We start from the raw sequence: 20,184 nt of genomic DNA on the forward strand, positions 1-20,184 counted from the left end.
TCAGCTTCGCAGCTCCTCGGGCTCCGAACAGAACAGGTGCTGGGCGGCGCCGGCGTGGCCGACGGTCCGGGTCTGGCCCTCCTCGGTCCGCGGCGTCATCGACTCGGGAAAGGGTGCCGAGACCACGCCGAGACAGAACCGGACCTCGTCGACGTCGTTCGGGATCGACATCGGCCCTGTTCCGAGGTCGGTCCCGAACGGATGGAACCAGGTCAACGGCAACGCCGACCGCACATCGACCTCGACCGCCTGGCCCGGCGCCACCTCCGTGACCCCGACCCTCGGGATCGACGCCCAGGTCTGGTCGGTGTCCGGGAAGCCGAAGATCGCCTGCGACAGCAGTGCCCCACCCCCGGCGTCCTCGGTGACGTACGCCGCATCCTCCCGATAGCGGACGCCCGCCCCCGCCGGGACCGCGGGCCGGTTGATGAGGAGCAGGGGCGCAGCACCGTCATTGACGAACCGGTAGATCACCCGGACCTCGGTGTCGCCGACTGCCACCTCGGCATCGAACGTCGCCTCCGGCGCGGGAGACGAGCCCGACGGACCGAACTCGCCGTAGGGCGAGTCCTCGGCGCACCCGCTGAGTGACATCAGCAGCGCCACCACGAGTGCGCCGACGCGCGTCATCAGTCCAGGGGCGCCGGATCGGAGCAGAAGATCTGCTGGGCCTCGGCGGCCGAGTCGGAGTGGGCGAGCCCGGTGACCTCGGCGGGCACGCCGTCGGGGTAGAGATCGCGGAGGTCGAGGACACCGACGCAGAAGATGACCTCCTCGACCGGGTCCGGGAGCTCCTCGACGGAGTCGTCGGTGAACGGGCGATTCTCCTCGAGCGGGAGCGGCACGCGTACGTCTCGCTCCAGCTCCTCACCCGCCGCGAGCTTGGCCCAACCGACCGCCGGCATCTGGGCGAACGTCTTGTCGTCCGGCAGCGCGAAGACCCGCTTGCTCACCTCCGCCCGGCTGCCGCCGCTGCCCAGGACGTAGACGGTGTCCGCCGATGGCGGCTGCAGCGCCCCGTTGGCGTACGTCGGCACCGCGTCGACCACGTAGACGTCGGTCTTCGCGCCGTTGATCACCCGATAGCTGACCTCGAGCGCATCGCCGGCCGTGGCGATCCGGGACTCGAACTGGACGCCCTCGATCTCCCGCTCCCCCTCCGGAACCTTCGCGCAGCCGCTCATCACCAGACCTCCCGCCGTCAGCAGCGATGCGAGCATCATCGACCTAGTAGTGATCACGGTGCGGCGCTCCCATCTCGTCGCGGAGCCCGTTCTCGGTGTAGACGTAGGGATGGTCGGGATCGATCTGCTCCGGCGTGCTCGGGTCGTTGTCGTGGTCGACAGGTAGGCCGGCAGCCTCGCGCTCACGGTTGTTCGTCCCCTGGTTCTCGGGGTCGTCACCGTGATACTCGCCGGGCTCGAGCGTGTCGTGCATGTAGTCGTAGACGTGCGCCATCTCGTGGTAGAGCACCCCGACCGGCGGGCCGTCGACAGGCGTCTGGGGATACCGGTTGCCGGTGTTCATCGTGTCGATGTCCGGCATGTACTCGATCTCGTTGCCGCCCATCGGCCCGTCGGACGCCGAGCTGTTCGGGGTGTCACCGACGTACTCGCGGATGGTCAGGTTCTCCTGCCCGATCCCGAACACACCCGAGTCGTCGTGCCTCCGGTCCAGCGCAGCCAGCATCTGCTGCCCTGTCGGGGATGCGGCCAGCATCTCGAGGTCGGCACGGGTCCGAGCGACGAACTCGGGTGAACCCTCGATCTTGATCCACTCCGGGACCTCGGTGATCTGGACCGTCACGTGCTGCTCGACGTCTTCGTCGGTATCGCCGGACTCGCTGTGGGCCTTGTCGTCACCCGAGCCACCGTAGGTGGTGTCGGTCCCCCGCCCGGCGTAGCTCACGTCGTCACCGGCGCCGCCGTGGATCCGGTCGTTGTCGTCACCACCGGAGGCGATGTCGTTGCCGTCACCGCCGACGAGCAGGTCGTCGCCGTCGGCACCTTCGAGGTAGTCCTGGCCGCGGCCGCCGCTGATCCGGTCGTTGCCGGCCATGCCGTAGACGGTGTCGTCGCCGCCCGCTCCGGTGGCGAGGTCGTTGCCGCCCTGGGCGTCGATGTAGTCGCGATCCGTGCCACCCGAGATCCGGTCGTCGCCGTCGCCGGCGAAGATGTGGTCGCGGCCCTGGCCGCCGAGGATGCGGTCGCTGCCGCTGCCGCCGTTGAGCCGGTCGTCACCTCTGCCGCCGAGCAGGGAGAGGTTGACGTTGGTGCCCTGCGGGACGTTGATCTCGTCGTTGCCCTCGCCGGCGCGGATGACGATCTCGTTGCCGGGAGGCACCTCGTACATCTGACCGTTGACGGTGACGACCTGCTTCCCGGTCAACGGGTTGATCCCGACCGTGACCACGTCGTCGCCGCTGCCGGTGTTGATGTAGGTCTTTCCGTCGACGTTGATCATGCCGACCGAGTCGACGTCGGCGGGGAGGTGGAACGGGTCCTGCCCGGACTCGGCGATCGCCGCCATGCTCCTCGACAGCCCCTGCCAGGCAGCGGTCGTGTCGACCAGCACCTGCCGGTCGGCGTCGAGGTCGCGGTCGAGGCCGGACCGGATCTCGGAGGCTCGCGCGATGGCGTCGGTGACGAGCTTGCTGTCCGCGGGGGTCTCGGGCTCGAACCGGATGTCGCCCGAGGGGCTGCCCTGGTGCGGGACGTGGGCCACGGTGGCCCAGGACTGGTCGAGGTGACCTTGGGCGATGCGTACGGTGCCGGCGATCCGGGCCGTCGCCGCGGACGCCTTGTCGGCGAGGTCCCGCGCCTTGTCGAGGTCGGTCAGGAGCGTCTTGCGGTGCCCCTCGTAGGACTCGGCCGTCTGGCCCTCCCAGTCGGCGACCACGTCCTTGGAGCGGCTGATGAACGACTCGGTGACGCCGTCGAGCGCCTTCGCGATCGAGGTCCAGCCTCGCGACGCGTCGTCGATCGACGCCGCGTCGTCCCACAGCTTCCAGGTGCCTTCGGACATCTCGGGGCTCCTCAGCGCGGGGTCGGGGTGGGGCCCGGGGACGGGCTCGGCGTGGGCGAAGGCGGCGGCGGACCCGGGGTCGGCTCCGGCGGTCGCGGCGTCGGCCCAGGGGGCAGCGAGTTGCTGGACCGGGCCGCTCGGGCGACCTCCTCGTCGGTCGCGGAGATGTCGAACGCACACAGCATGAGGGCGTCGGCGTCGGCCTCGAAGACCGCGGCGAACGACTCGAGCGCGCTGGACGCGGCCTCGACCAGCGGCCCGTGGGCAGCCGTGGTGGCGTAGCCGCCCGCGGTGTTGCCGGCGTCGCGCGAGGCGACCTCGAGCGCGCCGGCGTTGTCCGTGGTCGCAGCGGTCAGGTCCATCGCCCAGTCGATGCAGCGGTCGGCGAGCCTGACGAGATCGTCGGGACGTACGTTGATCTGAGATGACATCGGGGCCTCCCTCTCCATCGGAGTTCTTCCCCGGAAGACGCGTGACTACACGCGAACGCCGCGCCTGTCTCATCATCTGAGACAGGCGCGGCGGTGAGCGCTCAGGAGAAGGGGTTGGGGAGGGCGCCCGGCAGGTCGGCGAGGAGCTCGCGGGCGCGGGCGGCGACCTTGTGCTCGACCAGCACCTCGTACTTGGTCGGCACGATCACCTTGACGCTCGAGAAGTCGCGGGTGCCGCGGGTGGCGGCGTAGCCGATCAGCGACCAGATGAGGCCGAAGACGACACCCAGCAGCACCGTCGAGAGCAGGATGAAGAGGAAGTTCTCGTTGCCGAAGAGGGACATGATCAGGCCGACGAAGACACCGAGCCAGGCACCGGACAGGACGCCCGCCAAGGCGACCTTGCTCCAGGTGAGGCGGCCGGTGATCCGCTCGATCTGCTTCAGCTCGGTGCCGACGATCATGCAGTTCTCGACCGGGAACTCCTTGTCGGAGAGGAAGTCGACCGTCTTCTGGGCGGCGGCGTAGTCGTCATAGGTCGCGAGCGACTGAGGAAACTCCAGCTTCAGCGGGCTCTGCGGGCCGCTTACCGGCGAGGTGAAGGACATATGTCCAGTCTGCCCCAGATGGGGTCAGGATTTGAGGACGCCGTTCGCGATGACGTCGAGCATGGGACGTACGTCCTTGGGTTCGAGCGAGGACTGGTCGGCCATGGTCGCGACGCCGCCGAGGAGACGGCACACGTCGAGGTTGTCGACACCGTCGCGCAGCACGCCCTGGTCGGCCATCTCCGTCAGGACACTTTCGTTGGCGTCGGCGTAGGTCTGGCACTTGGTGCGCAGCGGGGAGTCCTGGCAGCCCAAGGAGGCCGTGATCTTGGCGGCGGCACCCTGGTGACGGGTCAGCAGCGAGACGTACTCCTCGAACCAGGCGAGCAGCTTCTCCCGGCAGCCACCCTCGGTCGCCATCGCCTTCTCGACATGGGCGGAGACCTCCTCGATCCAGGTCGCCATGATCGCCTCGTGGAGCGCCTCGCGCGTGGGGAAGTGGCGGTAGAGGGTGCCAGGACCGACACCCGCGCGCCGAGCCACCTCGTCCAGAGGTGCGTCGAGGCCGCGCTCCTTGAACACCGCATGGGCGACCTCGATCAGCCGCTCGCGGTTGCGCTTCGCGTCGGCTCTCATCCAGACCTCCTCCGTGGCTCCCGCCACTCTGCGGGGGCCTCACGTTAACAGCAGTCACCGCCGGCACGACACGGCGCCCGATCGAAAAGGCGTTGCTAACCGGAGACACACTCCGGTAGTGTTCCATACAAGCGGAGACTTCCTCCGCTTCACTGTACTCTCTTTCCGTCTCCAACAGGAGCTCTTGAATGACATCCACCGTGGCACCACCCAAGCCACCCGCGGCCGCCAAGGCCGCCGGCGCCGGGATCGCCCTGGTCCTGGTCGCCCAGCTGATGATCGTCCTCGACTCGGCGGTCGTGAACGTCGCACTCCCCCGGATCGCCGACGACCTCGAGTTCACCCCGGCGGCACTCACCTGGGTGCTCAACGGCTACACCCTCGCCTTCGGCGGCCTGCTGCTGCTCGGCGGCCGGCTCGGCGACGTCTTCGGCAGGCGGCGTACGTTCGTCGCCGGTCTCTCCGTCTTCACCCTCTTCTCACTGGCCGGCGGGCTCGCGCCGACCGACGACCTGCTCGTCATCGCCCGCGCGCTGCAGGGCTTCGGTGCCGCGATCGCCGCACCCCAGGTGCTCGCGCTGCTGACCACGTCGGCGAAGGATGAGGCCGGCCGCGCCCGGGCGATCGCCCTCTTCGCGGCCGTCTCCTCCAGCGGTGCCTCGATCGGCCTGATCCTCGGCGGGATCCTGACCGACATCGCGTCGTGGCGCTGGACCCTGTTCATCAACGTGCCGATCGGGCTCGTCGTGCTCGCCCTCGTCGGCCGCCTCGTCGCCGAGACCGCCCCGCGACCGGGGCGCTTCGACATCGTCGGCGCCGTGACCGCCACCGGCGGTGCGGCCGCGATCGTCTGGTCGCTGATCGGCGCACCGGAGCACGGCTGGACCTCCGTGCGCACCATCGGCGGCATCGTCGTCGGCCTGCTCCTGCTGGTCGCCCTCGTGCTCACCGAGCGCCGGGTCGCCCACCCGCTGCTGCAGCTCCACCTCTTCAACAGCCACCGCCGCGTCGCCGCGTTCATCGCCGCGGTCGGGCTGGTCGGAGCCCAGTTCGCGACGTTCTACCTGACCGTGATCTACCTGCAGGGCGTGCTCGGCATGGGACCGCTCGCCTCGGGACTGGCGTTCCTGCCGCTCACCCTGATGATCTTCGCGATGTCGCGGATCGCGCCGCGCATCGCGGCCCGGATCGGGATGCCGCGGGTGCTGGTCCTGGGCGCCACCGGCCTGACGGTGTCGTTCCTGTGGCTGAGCACGCTGACGGAGTCGAGCACGTACGCCGGCGCCGTGCTGGCCCCGTTCCTGCTCAACGGCGCCTTCGCCTCGCTCGTCTTCACCTCCACCACGGCTCTCGGCCTCGAGGGCGTCGACGCCGCCCACGCCGGCTCGGCCTCGGGTCTGGTGCAGACCATGCAGCAGCTCGGTGGCTCGATCGGGCTGGCCGTGATCGCCTCGGTCTACGTCGCCAACGGCACCCCCGGCGAGGTCGTCCCCGGGATGCGGGAGGCCTTCTACGCCGCGGCCGCCCTCGGCGCGCTCGGGATCATCGCCTCGCTGAGCGTCGTGCTCCGGCGACCCTCCGGGTCGCGTGCGTACGTCCCCGGGCGGGTCGCTCCCGGGGTCGAGTGAGCGTTCCTCCAGCAAGGCGGAGGAACAGACCCAGACGACGATCGGCCCGGTTCGCGATTCGCGAGCCGGGCCGATTCGTACGCCTGAGGTCAGGCGAAGGCCTTCTCGGCCAGCGAGGTGAAGAAACCGAGGCCGTCGGTGCCGGAGCCGGTGAGGGTCTCGACCGCGTGCTCGGGGTGGGGCATCAGGCCGACGACATTGCCGGCCTCGTTGGTGATGCCGGCGATGTCGTTGACCGAGCCGTTGGGGTTGACGTCGAGGTAGCGCGCGACGACGCGGCCCTCGTCCTCGAGCCGCTTGATGGTGTCGGCGTCGGCGACGTACTGCCCCTCGCCGTTCTTCAGCGGGACCACGATCTCCTGGCCCTGGGTGAACGCGGAGGTCCAGGCGGTGGAGGCGTTCTCGATGCGCAGCTTCTGGTCGCGGCAGATGAACTTGAGGTGGTCGTTACGCAGCAGGCCGCCGGGAAGCAGGTGGGACTCCACCAGCATCTGGAAGCCGTTGCAGATGCCGAGCACCGGAAGGCCCTTCTGGGCGCCCTCGATGACCTCGGTCATGATCGGGGCGAAGCGGGAGATGGCACCGCAGCGCAGGTAATCACCGTAGGAGAAGCCGCCCGGCAGGATCACCGCGTCGACGCCCTGCAGGTCGTGGTCGCCGTGCCAGAGGGCGACGGCCTCGTTGCCACCGACGCGGACCGCGCGCTGGGCGTCGACGTCGTCGAGCGTGCCCGGGAAGGTGATGACGCCGATCTTCACTGCTCGACCCGAACGACGAAGTTCTCGATCACCGTGTTGGCCAGGAAGGTCTCGGCCAGCTTCTCGATCTGGGCGAGCGCGTCGTCGGTGACCTCAGGGATCTCCAGCTCGAACCGCTTGCCCTGACGGACCTCGGTGACCCCGGTGAACCCGAGCCGCGGCAGGGCGCCGAGAACGGCCTTCCCCTGCGGGTCGAGAATCTCGGGCTTGGGCATGACGTCGACGACAACGCGAGGCATGGCTGCAGTCTAGGTGGGCCATACGCCGCTCACCTAAACCGTTGGCGATCGGCCATCACCGGCTTTACCGTCGGTCCTCGTGCGCCACCTGCTGATCGACATCACCCCGTTGCGTACGTCACCTGCTTTCCGCCGGTTCTTCATCGGGCGGGCCGTCTCGGGGCTCGGTGGGCAGATCTCGGTCGTCGCGGTGATGTACCAGGTCTGGGAGGCGACCCACAGCCCGTTCTGGTCCGGCAGCGTCGCGCTCGCGCAGCTCGTCCCGATGCTCGTGATCGGTCTCTGGGGCGGCGCCGTGGCGGACCGCGTGGACCGGCGCTCGATCCTGATGGCGACGACCGTCGTCCAGCTCGTGCTGGCGCTGCTGCTGGTCGCCCAGGCCCTCTGGCTCGGCACCTCGCCCTCCTCGCTCGGCCCCGTCCTCGCGCTGGTCGCGCTCATGGCGGCCGCCGGGTCGGTAGCCGCTCCCGCGGGCATGGGCGTGATCCCGCGGCTGCTCACCACCGACCAGGTCGCCGCCGGGCTCGCCCTCAACCGGCTGAGCTTCCAGGGGTCGATGCTCCTGGGCCCGGCCCTGGGCGGGCTGATCATCGGCTATGCCGGTCTCGAGATCGCGTACGCCGTCGACGCGGCCTCCTTCGCCGCCGGGTTCCTCGGGGTCGCCGGCCTCCCGGCCCTCGCGCCCGCGACGAGGACGAGCGGCGGCGGAGTCCTCGAAGGCCTGCGCTTCGCGTCCACCCAGCCGGTCGTACGCGGCGTGCTCCTCGTCGATCTGGCGGCGACCGTCCTGGCCATGCCGGTGAGCCTGTTCCCGCTGGTCAACGAGGAGAGGTTCGACGGTGACCCGCGCACCCTCGGGCTGTTCCTGACCGCGATCGCGGTCGGCGGGGTCGCCGCCTCCCTCTTCTCGGGCTCGTTCACCCGGCGCAGCCGGCCGGGCGTGATCACCATCGTCGCCGCCGCCGTGTGGGGCCTCAGCCTCGGCGCCGTCGGGCTGGCCACCTCGCCCTGGTTGTGCCTGGCCCTGCTCGCCGTCGCCGGAGCCGCCGACTCGGTCAGCGTCGTCACCCGCGGCACCCTGATCCAGCTCGCCGTGCCCGACGACCTGCGCGGCCGGACCGCCGCGATCGAGATGATCGTCGGCGCCGGCGGGCCGGAGATCGGCAACCTCCGCGGCGGCGCTGTCGCCCAGCTGACCTCGGGCTCGTTCGCCCTGGTCAGCGGGGGCGTCACCTGCCTGCTCGCGCTGGCCGCCGTCGGCGCCGGGGCCCACGAGATGCTCCGGTTCCGAACACCGTCGCATTTTGATCCACCCGGCGGGCGGCCGCGGCGGCGCACGTCGGGGAACACCGACCCACGGCGGCCGGTCCCGAAAAGGCATGGCCCGCCACGTCCCGACACGCGATGATTCAGTGCTCTTGAAGACTGGAGATCTCGCGATGCCCGCACCACGCAGACGGCTCGACAAACGCGCAGAGCGTCGCAACCATCTCGTGAAGGTCACGCTCGGCGTCGCGCCACTCGTTGCCCTACTGGCAGCCCAAGCGTTCGGCGCCGACGGCAGAGCCATCGGGGTCCTGATCACCGTGGCCGTGTCCTCGGCTCTGTGCGCGGTCGTGATCGCCGTGGTCATGCCGATGATGACCCGACGCCGACGCGTCCTCGCCGAGCGCATCCTCGCGGCCCATCCCGATGCCGCCGTCGTCACGGGGTTCGCATCGAAGGGCACCAGGGAGCACGCGCGGGCGCTCGGGGTGAACCAGGTCGGCCTCAACAACGGAGCGGCGATCGCTCTCGGCGTACGTCCTGGTCTCATCGAGGTCTGGGGCATGGGCGACACGGAGCCGAGATGGGTTCTCGACCGGAGAGCGGAAGCCTTCCGGGTGCAGGTCGAGCGGCTCCCTCACGCCGACCGCACCCTCCTGGGCATCCGGATCGCCGACGGCCACGCTTCCGTCGAGCTCATCCCGGCCGACCGAGGCGGGCGGATCGCCGCGGTCGAGGCGGCCCTCGACGCGCTCGGCGTGGATCGCAACGAACACATCGCACCGTAGGTCGAAGATCGCAGCCACCTGGTGAACGCGATCTTCGAGCTTATCCGGGAGAGCCCGAGGGGCAGGCTGAGCACGAACGCACCTGACCTTCCCAGCCCCCGAACCGAAGCAGCTCGCCTATGCGAGCCGCTGTCCGGCACGGGTCGCCGAGCACCTGGCCGTAGGTCAGCCGAACAGTCCGAACCTTGTGGGCTGCGGCAGCATCCAGATCACGAGCGTGGTCGGCGTCGCGAGCTGCGGCGCTGCCGTGGAAGGCACGGCCGTCGAGCTCCACGACCAGCCCGTACGCCGCATAGGCGACGTCACGCTCGACCGAGACGCCCCGGATCGAGTCGGGGACCTGCCGCTCTCCCGTGGGCAGGCCGTGGGCTCGCTCGACACGGCGGAGGTACTCGCGTTCGAGGACCGAGCACGCTCCGGCCTTCAGGTCCTCGAGAAGCTCTGCCAGAAGGCTCCGGTTGCTCAACCGTTTGCGGTAGCCGAGAGCCTCAATCAGGGCCGATGCCGTCACGGCCTTGGTCTGAACGAGGTCCGCGAGCATCGAGAACGCTTGACCGACATGCGGCCCCTCCGCGGCCGCATCGATCGCCGCCTCGGCGATCAGCTGTCGCGGTGGATACGCAGCCCAGTCGACGTACCCGTCGAAACGAGCGCGCCGCCGGACGATCACGCCGTCGGGCGCGCGCACGGTGCGACTCATCGGGACCATCACCCGGATCGGGCCTCGCTCCGGCGGCTTCGGCAGCGCCGATCTCCCGGTCAGTGCCGCCGGCCAGCACACCAGCACGGCCGCCCACGCACGCTGGCCCCAGGTCGGAATGCCGGTGTGACCGATGTAGACCCCGGGGTGGATCGCGGCGAGCTCCCGGTTTCGTACGAGACGGCGGATGTCGTGGTCGTGTGCGTGCAGCTCGCGCAGCTGCCATCGCGCGACGACGCCGCCCTGTATCTCGTCACGAAGTCGCACCATGCCGGCATGGTCGAACGGCAGCTTCGCATCCCCCGAGTGCTCCACGAAACCGTTCTACCCCAGATCAGACCGTCCTAAACTCGAAGATCGCAGCCACGGAGTGACTGCGATCTTCGAGCTACGGCACCTGCCGACGTACGAAAGACCTACTTGAGCTCGCGCTTGAGGATCTTGCCGGTGGCGGTCATGGGGAGGGCGTCGACGATCTCGACGATGCGCGGGTACTTGTAGGCCGCCATCTGCTCCTTCGACCAGGCCACGATCTCCTCGGAGGTCGCGGAGGCGCCGGGCTTGAGGACGAGGACGGCCTTGATCTCCTCGCCGTGGGAGTCGTGCGGGACACCGATGACGGCGGCCAGCGAGACCGCCGGGTGGGTCAGCAGGACCTCTTCGATCTCACGCGGGTAGACGTTGAAGCCGCCGCGGATGATGAGCTCCTTGGCGCGGTCGACGATGTAGTACCACCCGTCCTCGTCGCGCTTGGCGAGGTCACCCGACCGGAACCAGCCCTCCGAGGTGAGCACCTCGGCGGTGGCCTCGGGACGGTTGTAGTAGCCCTTGAAGATGTTGTGGCCCTTGATCGCGATCTCGCCGATCGCGTCGGGGGTCCACTCGATGTCGTCCCAGGAGGCCGGGTCGATCAGGCGCATCTCGACGCCGGGGATCGGGACCCCGATCGAGCCCGGACGCACCGGCTGGCCGTAGAGCGAGAACGACGCGACCGGGGAGGTCTCGGAGAGGCCGTAGCCCTCGAGGATGGTGACCCCGAAGCGCTTCTCGAACTCCTTGTGGATCTCGACCGGGAGGGCCGAGCCACCGGCGGCGGCGACGCGGAGGTTCTCGGCGAGGGTGGCCACGTCGGTGTCCTCGGAGAGGGCACCGAGCAGCCCCCAGTACATCGTCGGCACACCGGCGAAGAACGTGACGCTCTCCTTGAGCATCGTCGCCAGCGCGGCCGTGGCGTCGAAGCGGGGCAGCAGCACGATGGTGCCGCCGAAGGCGATCGCGCCGTTCTGCACCACGGTCTGGCCGAAGGCGTGGAAGAGCGGCAGCACGGCGAGATAGGTGTCGGGCCGCTCGGCCGAGGCACCGAAGAGCTCGGCGCCGGCCAGCGCGTTGTCGCGCATGTTGCGGTGGCGCAGCTCCGCGCCCTTGGGCTGCCCGGTGGTGCCGGAGGTGTAGAGGATGACCGCGGTGTCGTCCTCGTCGGTCGCCACGGTGTCGAAGGTCGGCGGCTGCGCCCCGATGCCCTGGCCGAGCGTGGTCACACCCTCGATCGGCGACGCGGCGGTCGGGTCGGCGGTGATCAGGAAGAAGTTCTCGACCCCGGCCTCCTGCGCGCCCGCGTGCGCCTCGGCGCCGATGGCGAGCTCCGGGGTGCCCTCGAAGGCGAAGAGGGCCTTCGCGTCGGAGTCCTTGAGGTGGTAGGCCACCTCGCGTCCCTTGAGCAGCACGTTGAGCGGGACGACGGTGGCTCCGGCCTTGAGGATGCCGAAGTAGACCATCGTGAAGTAGGGCAGGTTCGGGCTCATCAGGGCGACCCGGTCACCCGCACCGACGCCCTTGCTCGCCAGCAGGTTCGCGACCTGGTTGGCGGCACCGTTGATCTGGGCGTAGTTCAGACGGATGTCCCCCAGCACGATCGCGGTGCGCTCGGGATAGTTCGCCGCCGAGTCTTCGAGCAGCGAAGCGAGGTTGTACGTGGACACATGGCCTCCAGTGGTGTGCGTGTTACGCGTCACAACTTACCCGCAGGTAGCCACCCGAGAAACACGGTCCGCGGTTTTTAGTGCGACACGTGTCTCAGAATCGATGCCCGGTCAGCTTCTCGTACGCCTCGACGTACTTCGCCCGCGTGCGCGCGACGATCTCCTCGGGCAGCTCCGGCGGCGGACCACCGGCGGCCCGGTCCCAGCCGGACTCGGGCGAGAGCAGCCAGCGCCGGATCACATCCTTGTCGAAGCTGGGGATCGCGCTGCCCGGGTGCCACTGCGCCGCGTCCCAGTAGCGGGAGGAGTCGGGCGTGAGCACCTCGTCGGCGAGCACGATCGTGCGGATGCCGAGGTCGTCCTGGCGTACGCCGAACTCGAACTTGGTGTCGGCGAGGATGAGGCCGCAGCCGCGGGCGATCTCGTCGGCGCGCTGGTAGACCGCCAGGGTGAGCCGGCGCACCGCGGCGGCGTCGTCCTCGCCGATCAGCTTGGAGATGTACTCGTAGGTGACGTTCTCGTCGTGGTCGCCGAGCTCTGCCTTCGTGGCCGGCGTGAAGATCGGCGGGGTGAGCCGCGAGCCGTCGACGAGACCGGCCGGGAGCCGGATGCCGCAGACCTCGCCGGTGGCCTCGTACTCCCGCAGGCCGGACCCGGTCAGGTAGCCGCGCGCGACGCACTCGACGGGCAGCATGTGGAGCTTCTGGGCGACCACCGCACGGCCTTCGACGGCCGCGGGGACATCGGTCGAGAGCACATGGGTCGGCACCAGGTCCTCGAACTGCCCGAACCACCACAGCGACAGCCGGGTGAGGATCTCGCCCTTGTCCGGGATGACCGTGTCGAAGACGTGGTCGAAGGCCGAGATGCGGTCGCTGGCGACCATCAGGAGCTGGCCGGCGTACGGCCCCTCCTCCAGCTCGTAGAGGTCACGCACCTTGCCGGAGTGGACGTGCTTCGCGCCCGGGATCGCCGGCGCCGGGGGGATGTTGAGGTCAGCCACGGGATCAGCCTAAGAGATACCTCTCCCAAACCGTTTCTCGCTTAAGTAGACTGTTTCGAGCAATTTAAGCGGGAGGGCCGCGCGCATGGAACGACGACCACAGCCAGACTTCTTGATCATCGGGGCACCGAAGGCCGGGACCACGGCTCTGCACTCGGCGCTGGCCAGGCACCCGCAGGTGTTCGCCACAACGCCGAAGGAGCCGAAGTACTGGCTGTGCGACGACGCTCCGCCGCCGCACTGGCGCGGCCCCGGCGACAAGCACTCCCAGCAGGAGTGGATCTGGCGGCGTACGGACTACGACCGGCTCTTCGCCGCCGCCCCCGAGCACGCGGTCAGGGGCGAGAGCACGCCGTTCTACCTCTGGTCCACCGGCGCCCAGCGGCGGATCGCCCAGGAGCTTCCGGGCGTGAAGCTGATCGCCGTCGTGCGCGACCCGATCGACCGCGCCTACTCCAACTGGATGCACCTGTGGTGCGACGGACTGGAGCCCGTCGCCGACTTCCCCACGGCGTTCCGGCTCCAGGACCGGCGCGCCCACGACGGCTGGGCGCCGTTCTGGCGCTACCGCGAGCTCGGGCTCTACGGCCGCCAGCTCGACCACCTCTACGGGCTGGTCGGCCAGGACCGCGTGCTGGTCGTGCGCTACCGCGACATCGTCGACGAGCCGGCCGCGACGGTCGACCGCGCCTGCCGCTTCCTCGGCATCGAGCAGGGCCACGTCGACCACATCCCGAAGGACAACAGCAGGACGTACGTCGAACCCGGCTGGCGTCCGAAGGTGCTCGGTCCCGTGGTCAGGGGCGGTGCCTGGCTCGCCCAGTTCGCGCCGCCGGAGGTGTGGCGCAAGAGCTATCCGCCGCTGCTGCGCCAGCTCTCCGGACCGGGCGACCACCACCGGCCGCGACTGACGCCGGAGCAGCGCGAGCAGCTCCTGCCTGCCTTCGCCGAGGACATCGAGCTGCTCACCAAGGTGAGCGGACAGGACTTCTCCGACTGGCTCTCCACCTCGAGCCGGGGTTCGTTCCAGGAGCGGGCGAGGTCCGCCCAGAACCTCAGCGAACCAGCGTGATCAGGTCGTGGGCGCCGTCCTCGCGGGCGGCCTCCACGTAGTAGCGGATCCGGCCGTCGGGCAGCGCCACGGCACTGGCGTAGCGGAAGGCTCCGTCGGAGTGAGGGCTCGCGATCGGGGCCACCTCGGCATCGGCGACCAGCCGGGTGCCGTCCCAGCGGGCGATGCCGGTGGTCTCGTACCAGTTGGACTCGGCGTCGGCGCGGCCGTCGTAGAGGACGACGAGCGGGTCGTGGGAGACGACCGTGGTGACCCGGGCCCCGCGGGCGTCCCAGCGGCCCGGGCGGCCGGCGAGGACCTCGCCGTCGTCGTGCCACTCCAGGCCGTCGGTGGAGGTGAGGTAGCGGGTCGTCATCCGGTCCTCGTGGCCGGGCTCGGTGAGCGGGTGGCAGCACAGCCACATCTGCCAGGTCTGGGTCACCGGGTCGATCGCGATGACCGGGTCCTTGACCGCGACGGTGTCGCTGCCGGCGTGGACGACCTGGCGGCGCCCCTCGGGGAGGCCCTCGACGGTGTCGGCGGTGAGGCTGTCGACCCACCAGTGCTTGGAGTCCCAGGTGGCGCAGGAGAGGTAGAGCCGCCAGCCGCCCTCGGGCAGCGGCACCAGCACCGGCCGCTCCAGCGACTCGCAGCCGAACTGGTCGCGGTGGACCTCGGTCACCGTCTCGAAGCGCACCCCGTCGGTCGAGCGGGCGACGCTGACCGTGACACCGCGTCCGTCGGAGAGCGGGCGCCGGTTGCGCCAGGTCAGCCAGAAGACACCGTCGGCCAGGACCGCACTCGCGGCGCCGGCCCAGTTGCCCGGACCCTCGCCCGGCGCCGGGACGACGAGCTCGGCACCGTCGTAGGACGGGAGGGACGGAAGCAAACCGGTGGTCATGGAGGCATCTTAGTCAAGTCACTCACTCGACTAAGCATCCACGCCGCAGGGTGGGCCGGGATATGGCATGGTTTCGAGCCATGGCCGAGACAGCTGATCAGATCTACGCCCGCGTCCAGGCCGGCGGTGACCTGCCCGCGCCGAGCGTGACCGAGTGGGACGTCTTCCCGTGGGTCGTCCGCGAGGGCGAGATCGCCCCCAAACCGCTCGCTCCCCCTGCCCCCGAGGAGCCGCGCAGCGGCCAGGACGGGGTGGACTGCACCCTGTGCGGCACCGATCTGCCCGGCGTGATCTGGCAGGACGAGAGCTGGCGGGTGAAGCACCTGGCGCAGTCCGGGCTCCCGCTCGTGCTGATCCTCGAGCCGCTCGAGCACTACGACCTGCCCGATCTCGACGAGCACCAGGCGGCCGAGTTCGGTGTCCTCACGGTGCGGCTCGCCCGGATCGTGGAGAGCCTGCCCAACATCGCCCGCTGCCACGCGATGCGGATCGGCGACGGCGCCGAGCACCTGCACATGTGGTTCCTGGCCCGCTCGAAGGACCTGCTCTCCGTACGCGGCAGCTTCTCGCCCGACTGGGACGACATCCTCCCGCCGGGTCCCGAGGAGGTCTGGCGCGCCGACCTCGCCGAGGTCGCCCGCAAGCTCGCCACCCACGGCGGCGAGGCGCTGGTCTGATGGATCTGACCGACGAGGCGGACGTCCACCGCCTGCTGGACGTGATCGAGCAGGAGATCGTCCCGCTGACCCGTGTCGGGGTCGCGGCGGGCAACAAGATCTTCGGCGCCGCGATCGTGCGCCGCGCGGACCTGTCGACGGTGGTCGCCGAGACCAACAACGAGACCGAGAACCCGCTGTGGCACGGCGAGATCCACGCCATCAAGCGCTTCTTCGAGCTGCCGGCAGAGGACCGGCCGGCGCCCGCCGACTGCCTGCTGCTGGCGACCCACGAGCCGTGCTCGCTGTGCCTGTCGGGGATCGCCTGGTCCGGGTTCCCCGAGTTCGCCTATCTCTTCAGCCACCAGGACTCGGCCGACTCCTTCGCGATCCCCTACGACCTGGCGATCCTCAAGGGCGTCTACGCCGTCCCGGATCCCGACCGCGACGAGGTCGCCCCGGGGCGCGACCTCTACAACCGCACCAACGCCTACTTCGTCAGCACCGGGCTGGCCCCGCTCGCCGACCCCGAGCAGCTGGCCCGGATCACCGCGGCCTACGACGAGCTCTCGGCGACGTACCAGGAGAGGAAGGGTGGCGGCGCGATCGCGCACCCCTGACCCGGCCCTGGTCAGTCGTCGCTGCGCCAGCGCAGCAGGCCGGCCGCGGCCGAGAGCACCACGACGACGGCACCGTAGGCGTAGGTCGTGGTCGCGAGACCGATCTGCGGCGTCAGCAGCCCGGCGACGACAGCCGGGATGCCGAAGGCCAGGTAGGAGACGATGAAGATCACCGCGAACACCTCCGCCCGCTCGTGGGCCGGCAGGAGCGGCATGATCGAGCGCAGGATGCCGAAGAAGGCGGTCCCGAAGCCGGAGCCCGCGACGACCACGGCGACGAGGTACGCCACCACCGACCCGGTCGGGAGGGCGAGCAGGCTCAGCACCGTGCCGCCGGCCAGCGCGGCGGTCCCGTAGAGGGTCGTCGCCCGGGCGGAGCGGTTGCGGAAGGCGTACGCCGCCACCGCCCCGGACCCGGCGAGGGCACCGATCGCCAGCCCTTGCAGGACATGGCTGCCGGCGCCCAGCTCGGTGCGTACGATCGCGGCTCCGAGGGAGAGGAACAGCCCACCGGTCGCCCAGCCCGCGAAGATCGCCGGCGCGCTGCGGGCGAGCAGACCCCGGATGGCCGGCGGCACGGCGACCCGCGGACGCAGCGAGGCGAGGAGTCCCTCGTGACGGGGCGCGGTCTCCGGCACCAGCCACACCCCGGCGGCGAGGACGAGGGACAGCGCGACGAGGGCGTCGAACACGATGATCCGGGCATCCGCGGCCACCTGCAGGATCACACCGGCGACGACGGCGCCGAGCGCCAGGCCGACCATCGGCGCGATGGCGTTGGCCACGGCCGCGGAGCCGGGCCGCGAGGGCCGCTCGAAGTCGGCCACGGCTGCCGACAGGGTCGAGAGCAGCAGGCCGCTCGCGACCCCCTGCAGGACCCGCGCCTCGAAGAGGACGGCGGCGGTGTCGGCACCCTGGAAGAGCGCGAAGCTGCCGGCGAGCAGGAGGAACCCGACGGTCACCACCGGACGCCGGCCGACGTGGTCGGAGACCGAGCCGAACACGAGCAGGGTGGCCAGCAGGGCGACGGCGTAGACGGCGAAGACCGCCGTCATGACCCAGGGCTGGAGCCCGAGGCCGACCTGGAGATCGGGATAGAACGGCGACGGGGCACTGGCCCCGGCCATCATCAGCACCACCGCCCCGAGGGCCACCCCCGCGCCGAGGCGCCGTCCGACGACCGCGCCCGTCCTCGTACCGGTCGTACCGCTCACTACGTCTGCCGACATCATCACTCCATCCACCGTTCGAATTATTTCGAACCTTTTAGGAGAGTACGTGCCTTCCACTGACTGTGCAACTATTATCGAACCATGAGTTCTTCCCCGGACCTCCCGCACCCCGAGCGGTCGGAGCTCTCGCTCACGACGGTGCTCTTCGCACTCAGCGACCCCGAGCGCCTGGCGATCGCCCGCCAGCTGGTCGACGGGCCTCTCGACATGGCGGAGTGCCACCTGAGCAACCCGGACGTGCCGAAGTCGACGAAGTCGCACCTGATGAAGGTGCTGCGCACGGCGGGCGTGGTCCGCAACGAGGCCAACGGCCGCGCCCGTCGCCTCTCGCTGCGCCGCGAGGATCTCGACGCGCGGTTCCCCGGGCTCCTCGACGCGGTGCTCTCCGCCGACGGCGGCGCCCCCAAGCCCTAGCTGCGGCGCCAGGGCGCCGGGCGGCCGTGCAGGAACCACTCCATGTTGCGGGTGATCCACGGCAACCCGAAGTAGGTCATGAACGGCAGCGTCACGACCATCACTCCCAGCACCTTCAGCGGCAGCGCCCACTCACCGACCACCGGCCCGAGGGCCCAGTTGGCGAGCAGGCTGACCGGGAAGAACATCAGGAAGATCGTGATCGTCTGCTTCCACCGCGGCGGCGCCGTCGCGACCCCGGAGACCTGCTCGACGTCGTAGGTGCTGGGCGGGTCGAACCAGCCCTCGATGCCGGTGCGCCGCTCGATCCGGGTCTCCTCCACGAACGGCTCCCCCGCGCCCAGCCACCAGCCGCGCTGGCGGCTGTTGTCCCAGCTGCCCAGGGTCTCGTGGGAGTCGAAGCGGTAGAGCAGGTGCCACTGGTCGGACTCGGGCGCCGGCCGCACCCAGCCCGCTCCCAGGAAGCCGGGGAACTCGCTGGCCAGCCGGATCCCCGCCTGCATCCAGGCGACCATCTCGTCACGGCGCTCCACGGAGACTCGACGGGCGATGGTCACGGTTACCGGATCGGACATGCCGTCCATCGTCGCAGGCACGTACGCCACCTCCCCAGCCCTCGCATAGGTTTGCGGCATGTCTGTGGTGAAGATCAATGCAATCCAGGTGCCGGCCGAGGCGGGCGCGGAGCTCGAGAAGCGGTTCGCGGCGCGTGCCGGGTCGGTCGAGAAGTCACCGGGCTTCCTCGGCTTCCAGCTGCTGCGACCGGTCGCGGGTGAGGACCGCTACTTCGTGGTCACGCACTGGGACTCCGAGGAGTCCTTCGCGGCCTGGCGCGACGGGGATGCCCGGGCCGCGCACGCGACCCCGCCGGGCGAGGCGCCGCGCAAGCCGGTCTCCACCGGTGCCGACCTGCTGGAGTTCGAGGTCGTGCTGGACGTCAAGCCTGCCTGACCTCAGGCCGAGGTGACGTCCGAGACGCCGGGGATGCTGACGCCGCCCCGGCGTACCAACGACTGCTCGCCCCGCTGGACGACCTGGTAGAAGCGCTCGCTCCGCCCGCGCAGCAGCGGCGTGGGCCCGAGGAGCGAGAGGCGGCCGTGCAGGAGGCGGCTGGCGGTGCGTACGGCCCGCCATCTCCTCTCGGCCGCGGCCGACCACGCGATGCCGTAGTGCTCGCGGACGAGCGCCGGGAGGCTGCCCTGGACGACGGTCCGCAGGGTCTCGGAGGTCGGTGACCCACCGGGGAGGTGGTAGCCGGCGGTGCCGGCGATGTGGCGTCCGACCAGACGGGCCTCGTCCACGAGATACGGCTCGTCGGAGTGGAGCCAGGCGTCGAAACGGCGCCGGAAGTCGGGATAGGAAGCCGGCGCGGCCGAGGCCGGCATGCCGAAGAGACCGGCCCAGGTCACGAACCCGTCGAAGAGCTCCTCGCGCTCGTCCGGCCGCAGCGGGCGGACGAGCGCGTCATACATGAACTCGACCGAGTCGAGCGCGAACGCCGCCGTCCACCACATCAGCCCGGGGTCGGTGGCCGAGTAGTGCGAGCCCGCGGGATGGGCCGGGCCTCCGTCGACCTCCATCGTCCCGTCGACAGGCACATGCCTCTTCGCCGTGAACGCGAGCGCTCGGTCGGCCTCCTGCTTCGTCCCGAGGAAGACCGTCTCCATCAGCCGGGCCGTCAGCGCGAGCCGGGTGTAGGGCGTCGCCCGATGGGCCGTGTGCTGGGCGGTGCCGACGAAGAGCCGTGGGTGCAGACCGCCGATGATCAGCGCCCGCTGTCCCCAGGTCAGCCCGACGGCCCGCTGACGCATCGCACGGACGACCATGGAGTCGGCGGCGAAGTACCCGGGCATGCCGACAGTCTGGCACCGTGCGGTCTGGCGCCGCTGTGGTTCAGGCGGGCTGGAGAGCGGGGACCACGTATTCCCTGGTCAAGGGCGCGAAGTCCGCTCCCTCGGTGATCTCCGCAAGGCTCGCCCAGCGCAGCTCCGCGATCTCGGCAGCGGCGTCCGGCGCGACCTCGCCGGCCCAGGTGAACACCGTCGAACGGACCAGATGACCCGGCTCGTTGGCGGCGTCCGCCTCGAACTCGCCGAGCAGCGCGAGCTCCCCGACCCGAAGCCGTACGCCGAGCTCCTCGCTCACCTCGCGGACGGCCGCCGCCGCGGCCGACTCCCCCGGCTCCAGCTTTCCGCCGGGGAGCATGAAACTCGCGGTGCCGTTCTTGCGGACGGTCAGCATCCGGCCCTCACGGTCCCGGAAGACGACCGCCGCGACGGTGATCACCGGGCCCGTCAAAGGGCCTGTCAC

General features: G+C 70.3%; 24 protein-coding genes. 8 read left to right on the top strand and 16 right to left on the bottom strand.

What is annotated here, in order from left to right; all coding sequences use genetic code 11:
* The 6 genes from ACZ6WN_RS09705 to ACZ6WN_RS09730 form a co-directional block, all read right to left on the bottom strand.
* Complete coding sequence (locus ACZ6WN_RS09705; protein WP_465864384.1) at positions 1 to 630, bottom strand: hypothetical protein; 630 nt, start codon at positions 628 to 630, stop codon at positions 1 to 3.
* Positions 630 to 1,223, bottom strand: coding sequence for a hypothetical protein (locus tag ACZ6WN_RS09710; RefSeq protein WP_465864386.1), 594 nt, complete (start codon positions 1,221 to 1,223; stop codon positions 630 to 632). Before ACZ6WN_RS09710 ends, ACZ6WN_RS09705 begins: the two co-directional genes overlap by 1 nt.
* A gap of 4 nt (positions 1,224 to 1,227) precedes the next feature.
* Positions 1,228 to 3,024 (bottom strand): M91 family zinc metallopeptidase, encoded by a 1,797-nt coding sequence (locus ACZ6WN_RS09715; RefSeq protein WP_465864388.1) that lies wholly within the window; start codon positions 3,022 to 3,024, stop codon positions 1,228 to 1,230.
* A gap of 11 nt (positions 3,025 to 3,035) precedes the next feature.
* On the bottom strand, positions 3,036 to 3,455 hold the full coding sequence (locus tag ACZ6WN_RS09720; RefSeq protein ID WP_465864390.1) for a hypothetical protein: 420 nt from the start codon (positions 3,453 to 3,455) through the stop codon (positions 3,036 to 3,038).
* A gap of 101 nt (positions 3,456 to 3,556) precedes the next feature.
* Positions 3,557 to 4,063 carry a YflT domain-containing protein gene (locus ACZ6WN_RS09725; RefSeq protein WP_465864392.1) on the bottom strand — a complete coding sequence of 169 codons (507 nt, stop codon included), beginning with the start codon at positions 4,061 to 4,063 and terminating at the stop codon, positions 3,557 to 3,559.
* Positions 4,064 to 4,087: 24 nt separating this feature from the next.
* Positions 4,088 to 4,639, bottom strand: a complete 552-nt coding sequence (locus tag ACZ6WN_RS09730; RefSeq protein WP_465864394.1) for a TetR/AcrR family transcriptional regulator — start codon at positions 4,637 to 4,639, stop codon at positions 4,088 to 4,090.
* A gap of 188 nt (positions 4,640 to 4,827) precedes the next feature.
* Here ACZ6WN_RS09730 and ACZ6WN_RS09735 point away from each other — a divergent pair, with 188 nt between their 5' ends.
* Complete coding sequence (locus ACZ6WN_RS09735; protein WP_465864395.1) at positions 4,828 to 6,267, top strand: MFS transporter; 1,440 nt, start codon at positions 4,828 to 4,830, stop codon at positions 6,265 to 6,267.
* A gap of 89 nt (positions 6,268 to 6,356) precedes the next feature.
* On the opposite strand, the gene purQ is transcribed toward ACZ6WN_RS09735, so the two are convergent.
* Together purQ and purS are read right to left on the bottom strand one after the other, a co-directional pair.
* A complete protein-coding gene (gene purQ / locus ACZ6WN_RS09740) occupies positions 6,357 to 7,025 on the bottom strand; it encodes a phosphoribosylformylglycinamidine synthase subunit PurQ (RefSeq protein WP_465864396.1) in 669 nt (222 codons plus the stop codon).
* Positions 7,022 to 7,264 carry a phosphoribosylformylglycinamidine synthase subunit PurS gene (purS, locus tag ACZ6WN_RS09745; protein WP_091045685.1) on the bottom strand — a complete coding sequence of 81 codons (243 nt, stop codon included), beginning with the start codon at positions 7,262 to 7,264 and terminating at the stop codon, positions 7,022 to 7,024. Before purS ends, purQ begins: the two co-directional genes overlap by 4 nt.
* 79 nt (positions 7,265 to 7,343) lie before the next feature.
* Between purS and ACZ6WN_RS09750 the strand changes: the two genes are divergently transcribed.
* Entirely contained in the window at positions 7,344 to 8,672 is a 1,329-nt protein-coding gene (locus tag ACZ6WN_RS09750; RefSeq protein ID WP_465864397.1) for an MFS transporter, read from the top strand.
* 31 nt (positions 8,673 to 8,703) lie between these two features.
* On the top strand, positions 8,704 to 9,318 hold the full coding sequence (locus ACZ6WN_RS09755) for a hypothetical protein (RefSeq protein WP_465864398.1): 615 nt from the start codon (positions 8,704 to 8,706) through the stop codon (positions 9,316 to 9,318).
* 40 nt (positions 9,319 to 9,358) lie between these two features.
* Here ACZ6WN_RS09755 and ACZ6WN_RS09760 read toward each other — a convergent pair whose 3' ends face one another.
* The 3 genes from ACZ6WN_RS09760 to ACZ6WN_RS09770 form a co-directional block, all read right to left on the bottom strand.
* Positions 9,359 to 10,333, bottom strand: a complete 975-nt coding sequence (locus tag ACZ6WN_RS09760) for a hypothetical protein (RefSeq protein ID WP_465864399.1) — start codon at positions 10,331 to 10,333, stop codon at positions 9,359 to 9,361.
* A gap of 101 nt (positions 10,334 to 10,434) precedes the next feature.
* Entirely contained in the window at positions 10,435 to 11,997 is a 1,563-nt protein-coding gene (locus tag ACZ6WN_RS09765; protein ID WP_465864400.1) for a long-chain-fatty-acid--CoA ligase, read from the bottom strand.
* A 94-nt stretch (positions 11,998 to 12,091) separates the two neighbouring features.
* A complete protein-coding gene (locus ACZ6WN_RS09770) occupies positions 12,092 to 13,000 on the bottom strand; it encodes a phosphoribosylaminoimidazolesuccinocarboxamide synthase (RefSeq protein WP_465864402.1) in 909 nt (302 codons plus the stop codon).
* A gap of 85 nt (positions 13,001 to 13,085) precedes the next feature.
* On the opposite strand from ACZ6WN_RS09770, the gene ACZ6WN_RS09775 reads away from it, so the two are divergent.
* Entirely contained in the window at positions 13,086 to 14,072 is a 987-nt protein-coding gene (locus ACZ6WN_RS09775; RefSeq protein ID WP_465864403.1) for a sulfotransferase family protein, read from the top strand.
* On the opposite strand, the gene ACZ6WN_RS09780 is transcribed toward ACZ6WN_RS09775, so the two are convergent.
* Positions 14,056 to 14,952, bottom strand: coding sequence for a hypothetical protein (locus tag ACZ6WN_RS09780; protein ID WP_465864404.1), 897 nt, complete (start codon positions 14,950 to 14,952; stop codon positions 14,056 to 14,058). The two genes, ACZ6WN_RS09775 and ACZ6WN_RS09780, sit on opposite strands and share 17 nt — an antisense overlap.
* An 80-nt stretch (positions 14,953 to 15,032) precedes the next feature.
* Here ACZ6WN_RS09780 and ACZ6WN_RS09785 point away from each other — a divergent pair, with 80 nt between their 5' ends.
* Entirely contained in the window at positions 15,033 to 15,629 is a 597-nt protein-coding gene (locus tag ACZ6WN_RS09785) for a hypothetical protein (protein ID WP_465864405.1), read from the top strand.
* Positions 15,629 to 16,228, top strand: coding sequence for a nucleoside deaminase (locus ACZ6WN_RS09790; protein WP_465864407.1), 600 nt, complete (start codon positions 15,629 to 15,631; stop codon positions 16,226 to 16,228). Before ACZ6WN_RS09785 ends, ACZ6WN_RS09790 begins: the two co-directional genes overlap by 1 nt.
* Positions 16,229 to 16,239: 11 nt before the next feature.
* On the opposite strand, the gene ACZ6WN_RS09795 is transcribed toward ACZ6WN_RS09790, so the two are convergent.
* Positions 16,240 to 17,457, bottom strand: a complete 1,218-nt coding sequence (locus tag ACZ6WN_RS09795) for an MFS transporter (RefSeq protein WP_465864409.1) — start codon at positions 17,455 to 17,457, stop codon at positions 16,240 to 16,242.
* An 84-nt stretch (positions 17,458 to 17,541) separates the two neighbouring features.
* Here ACZ6WN_RS09795 and ACZ6WN_RS09800 point away from each other — a divergent pair, with 84 nt between their 5' ends.
* The gene (locus ACZ6WN_RS09800) at positions 17,542 to 17,874 is read left to right on the top strand and encodes an ArsR/SmtB family transcription factor (RefSeq protein WP_465864411.1); all 333 of its coding nucleotides are present in this window, start codon (positions 17,542 to 17,544) and stop codon (positions 17,872 to 17,874) included.
* Here ACZ6WN_RS09800 and ACZ6WN_RS09805 read toward each other — a convergent pair.
* Positions 17,871 to 18,449 carry an antibiotic biosynthesis monooxygenase gene (locus ACZ6WN_RS09805; protein ID WP_465864413.1) on the bottom strand — a complete coding sequence of 193 codons (579 nt, stop codon included), beginning with the start codon at positions 18,447 to 18,449 and terminating at the stop codon, positions 17,871 to 17,873. The genes ACZ6WN_RS09800 and ACZ6WN_RS09805 overlap by 4 nt on opposite strands.
* 58 nt (positions 18,450 to 18,507) lie before the next feature.
* Here ACZ6WN_RS09805 and ACZ6WN_RS09810 point away from each other — a divergent pair, with 58 nt between their 5' ends.
* The gene (locus ACZ6WN_RS09810; RefSeq protein ID WP_465864415.1) at positions 18,508 to 18,825 is read left to right on the top strand and encodes an antibiotic biosynthesis monooxygenase family protein; all 318 of its coding nucleotides are present in this window, start codon (positions 18,508 to 18,510) and stop codon (positions 18,823 to 18,825) included.
* Positions 18,826 to 18,827: 2 nt separating this feature from the next.
* Here ACZ6WN_RS09810 and ACZ6WN_RS09815 read toward each other — a convergent pair whose 3' ends face one another.
* Entirely contained in the window at positions 18,828 to 19,727 is a 900-nt protein-coding gene (locus ACZ6WN_RS09815) for an oxygenase MpaB family protein (protein WP_465864417.1), read from the bottom strand.
* Positions 19,728 to 19,767: 40 nt separating this feature from the next.
* The gene (locus tag ACZ6WN_RS09820) at positions 19,768 to 20,184 is read right to left on the bottom strand and encodes an NUDIX hydrolase (RefSeq protein WP_465864419.1); all 417 of its coding nucleotides are present in this window, start codon (positions 20,182 to 20,184) and stop codon (positions 19,768 to 19,770) included.

This window comes from Nocardioides sp. NPDC054178 (assembly GCF_055585005.1).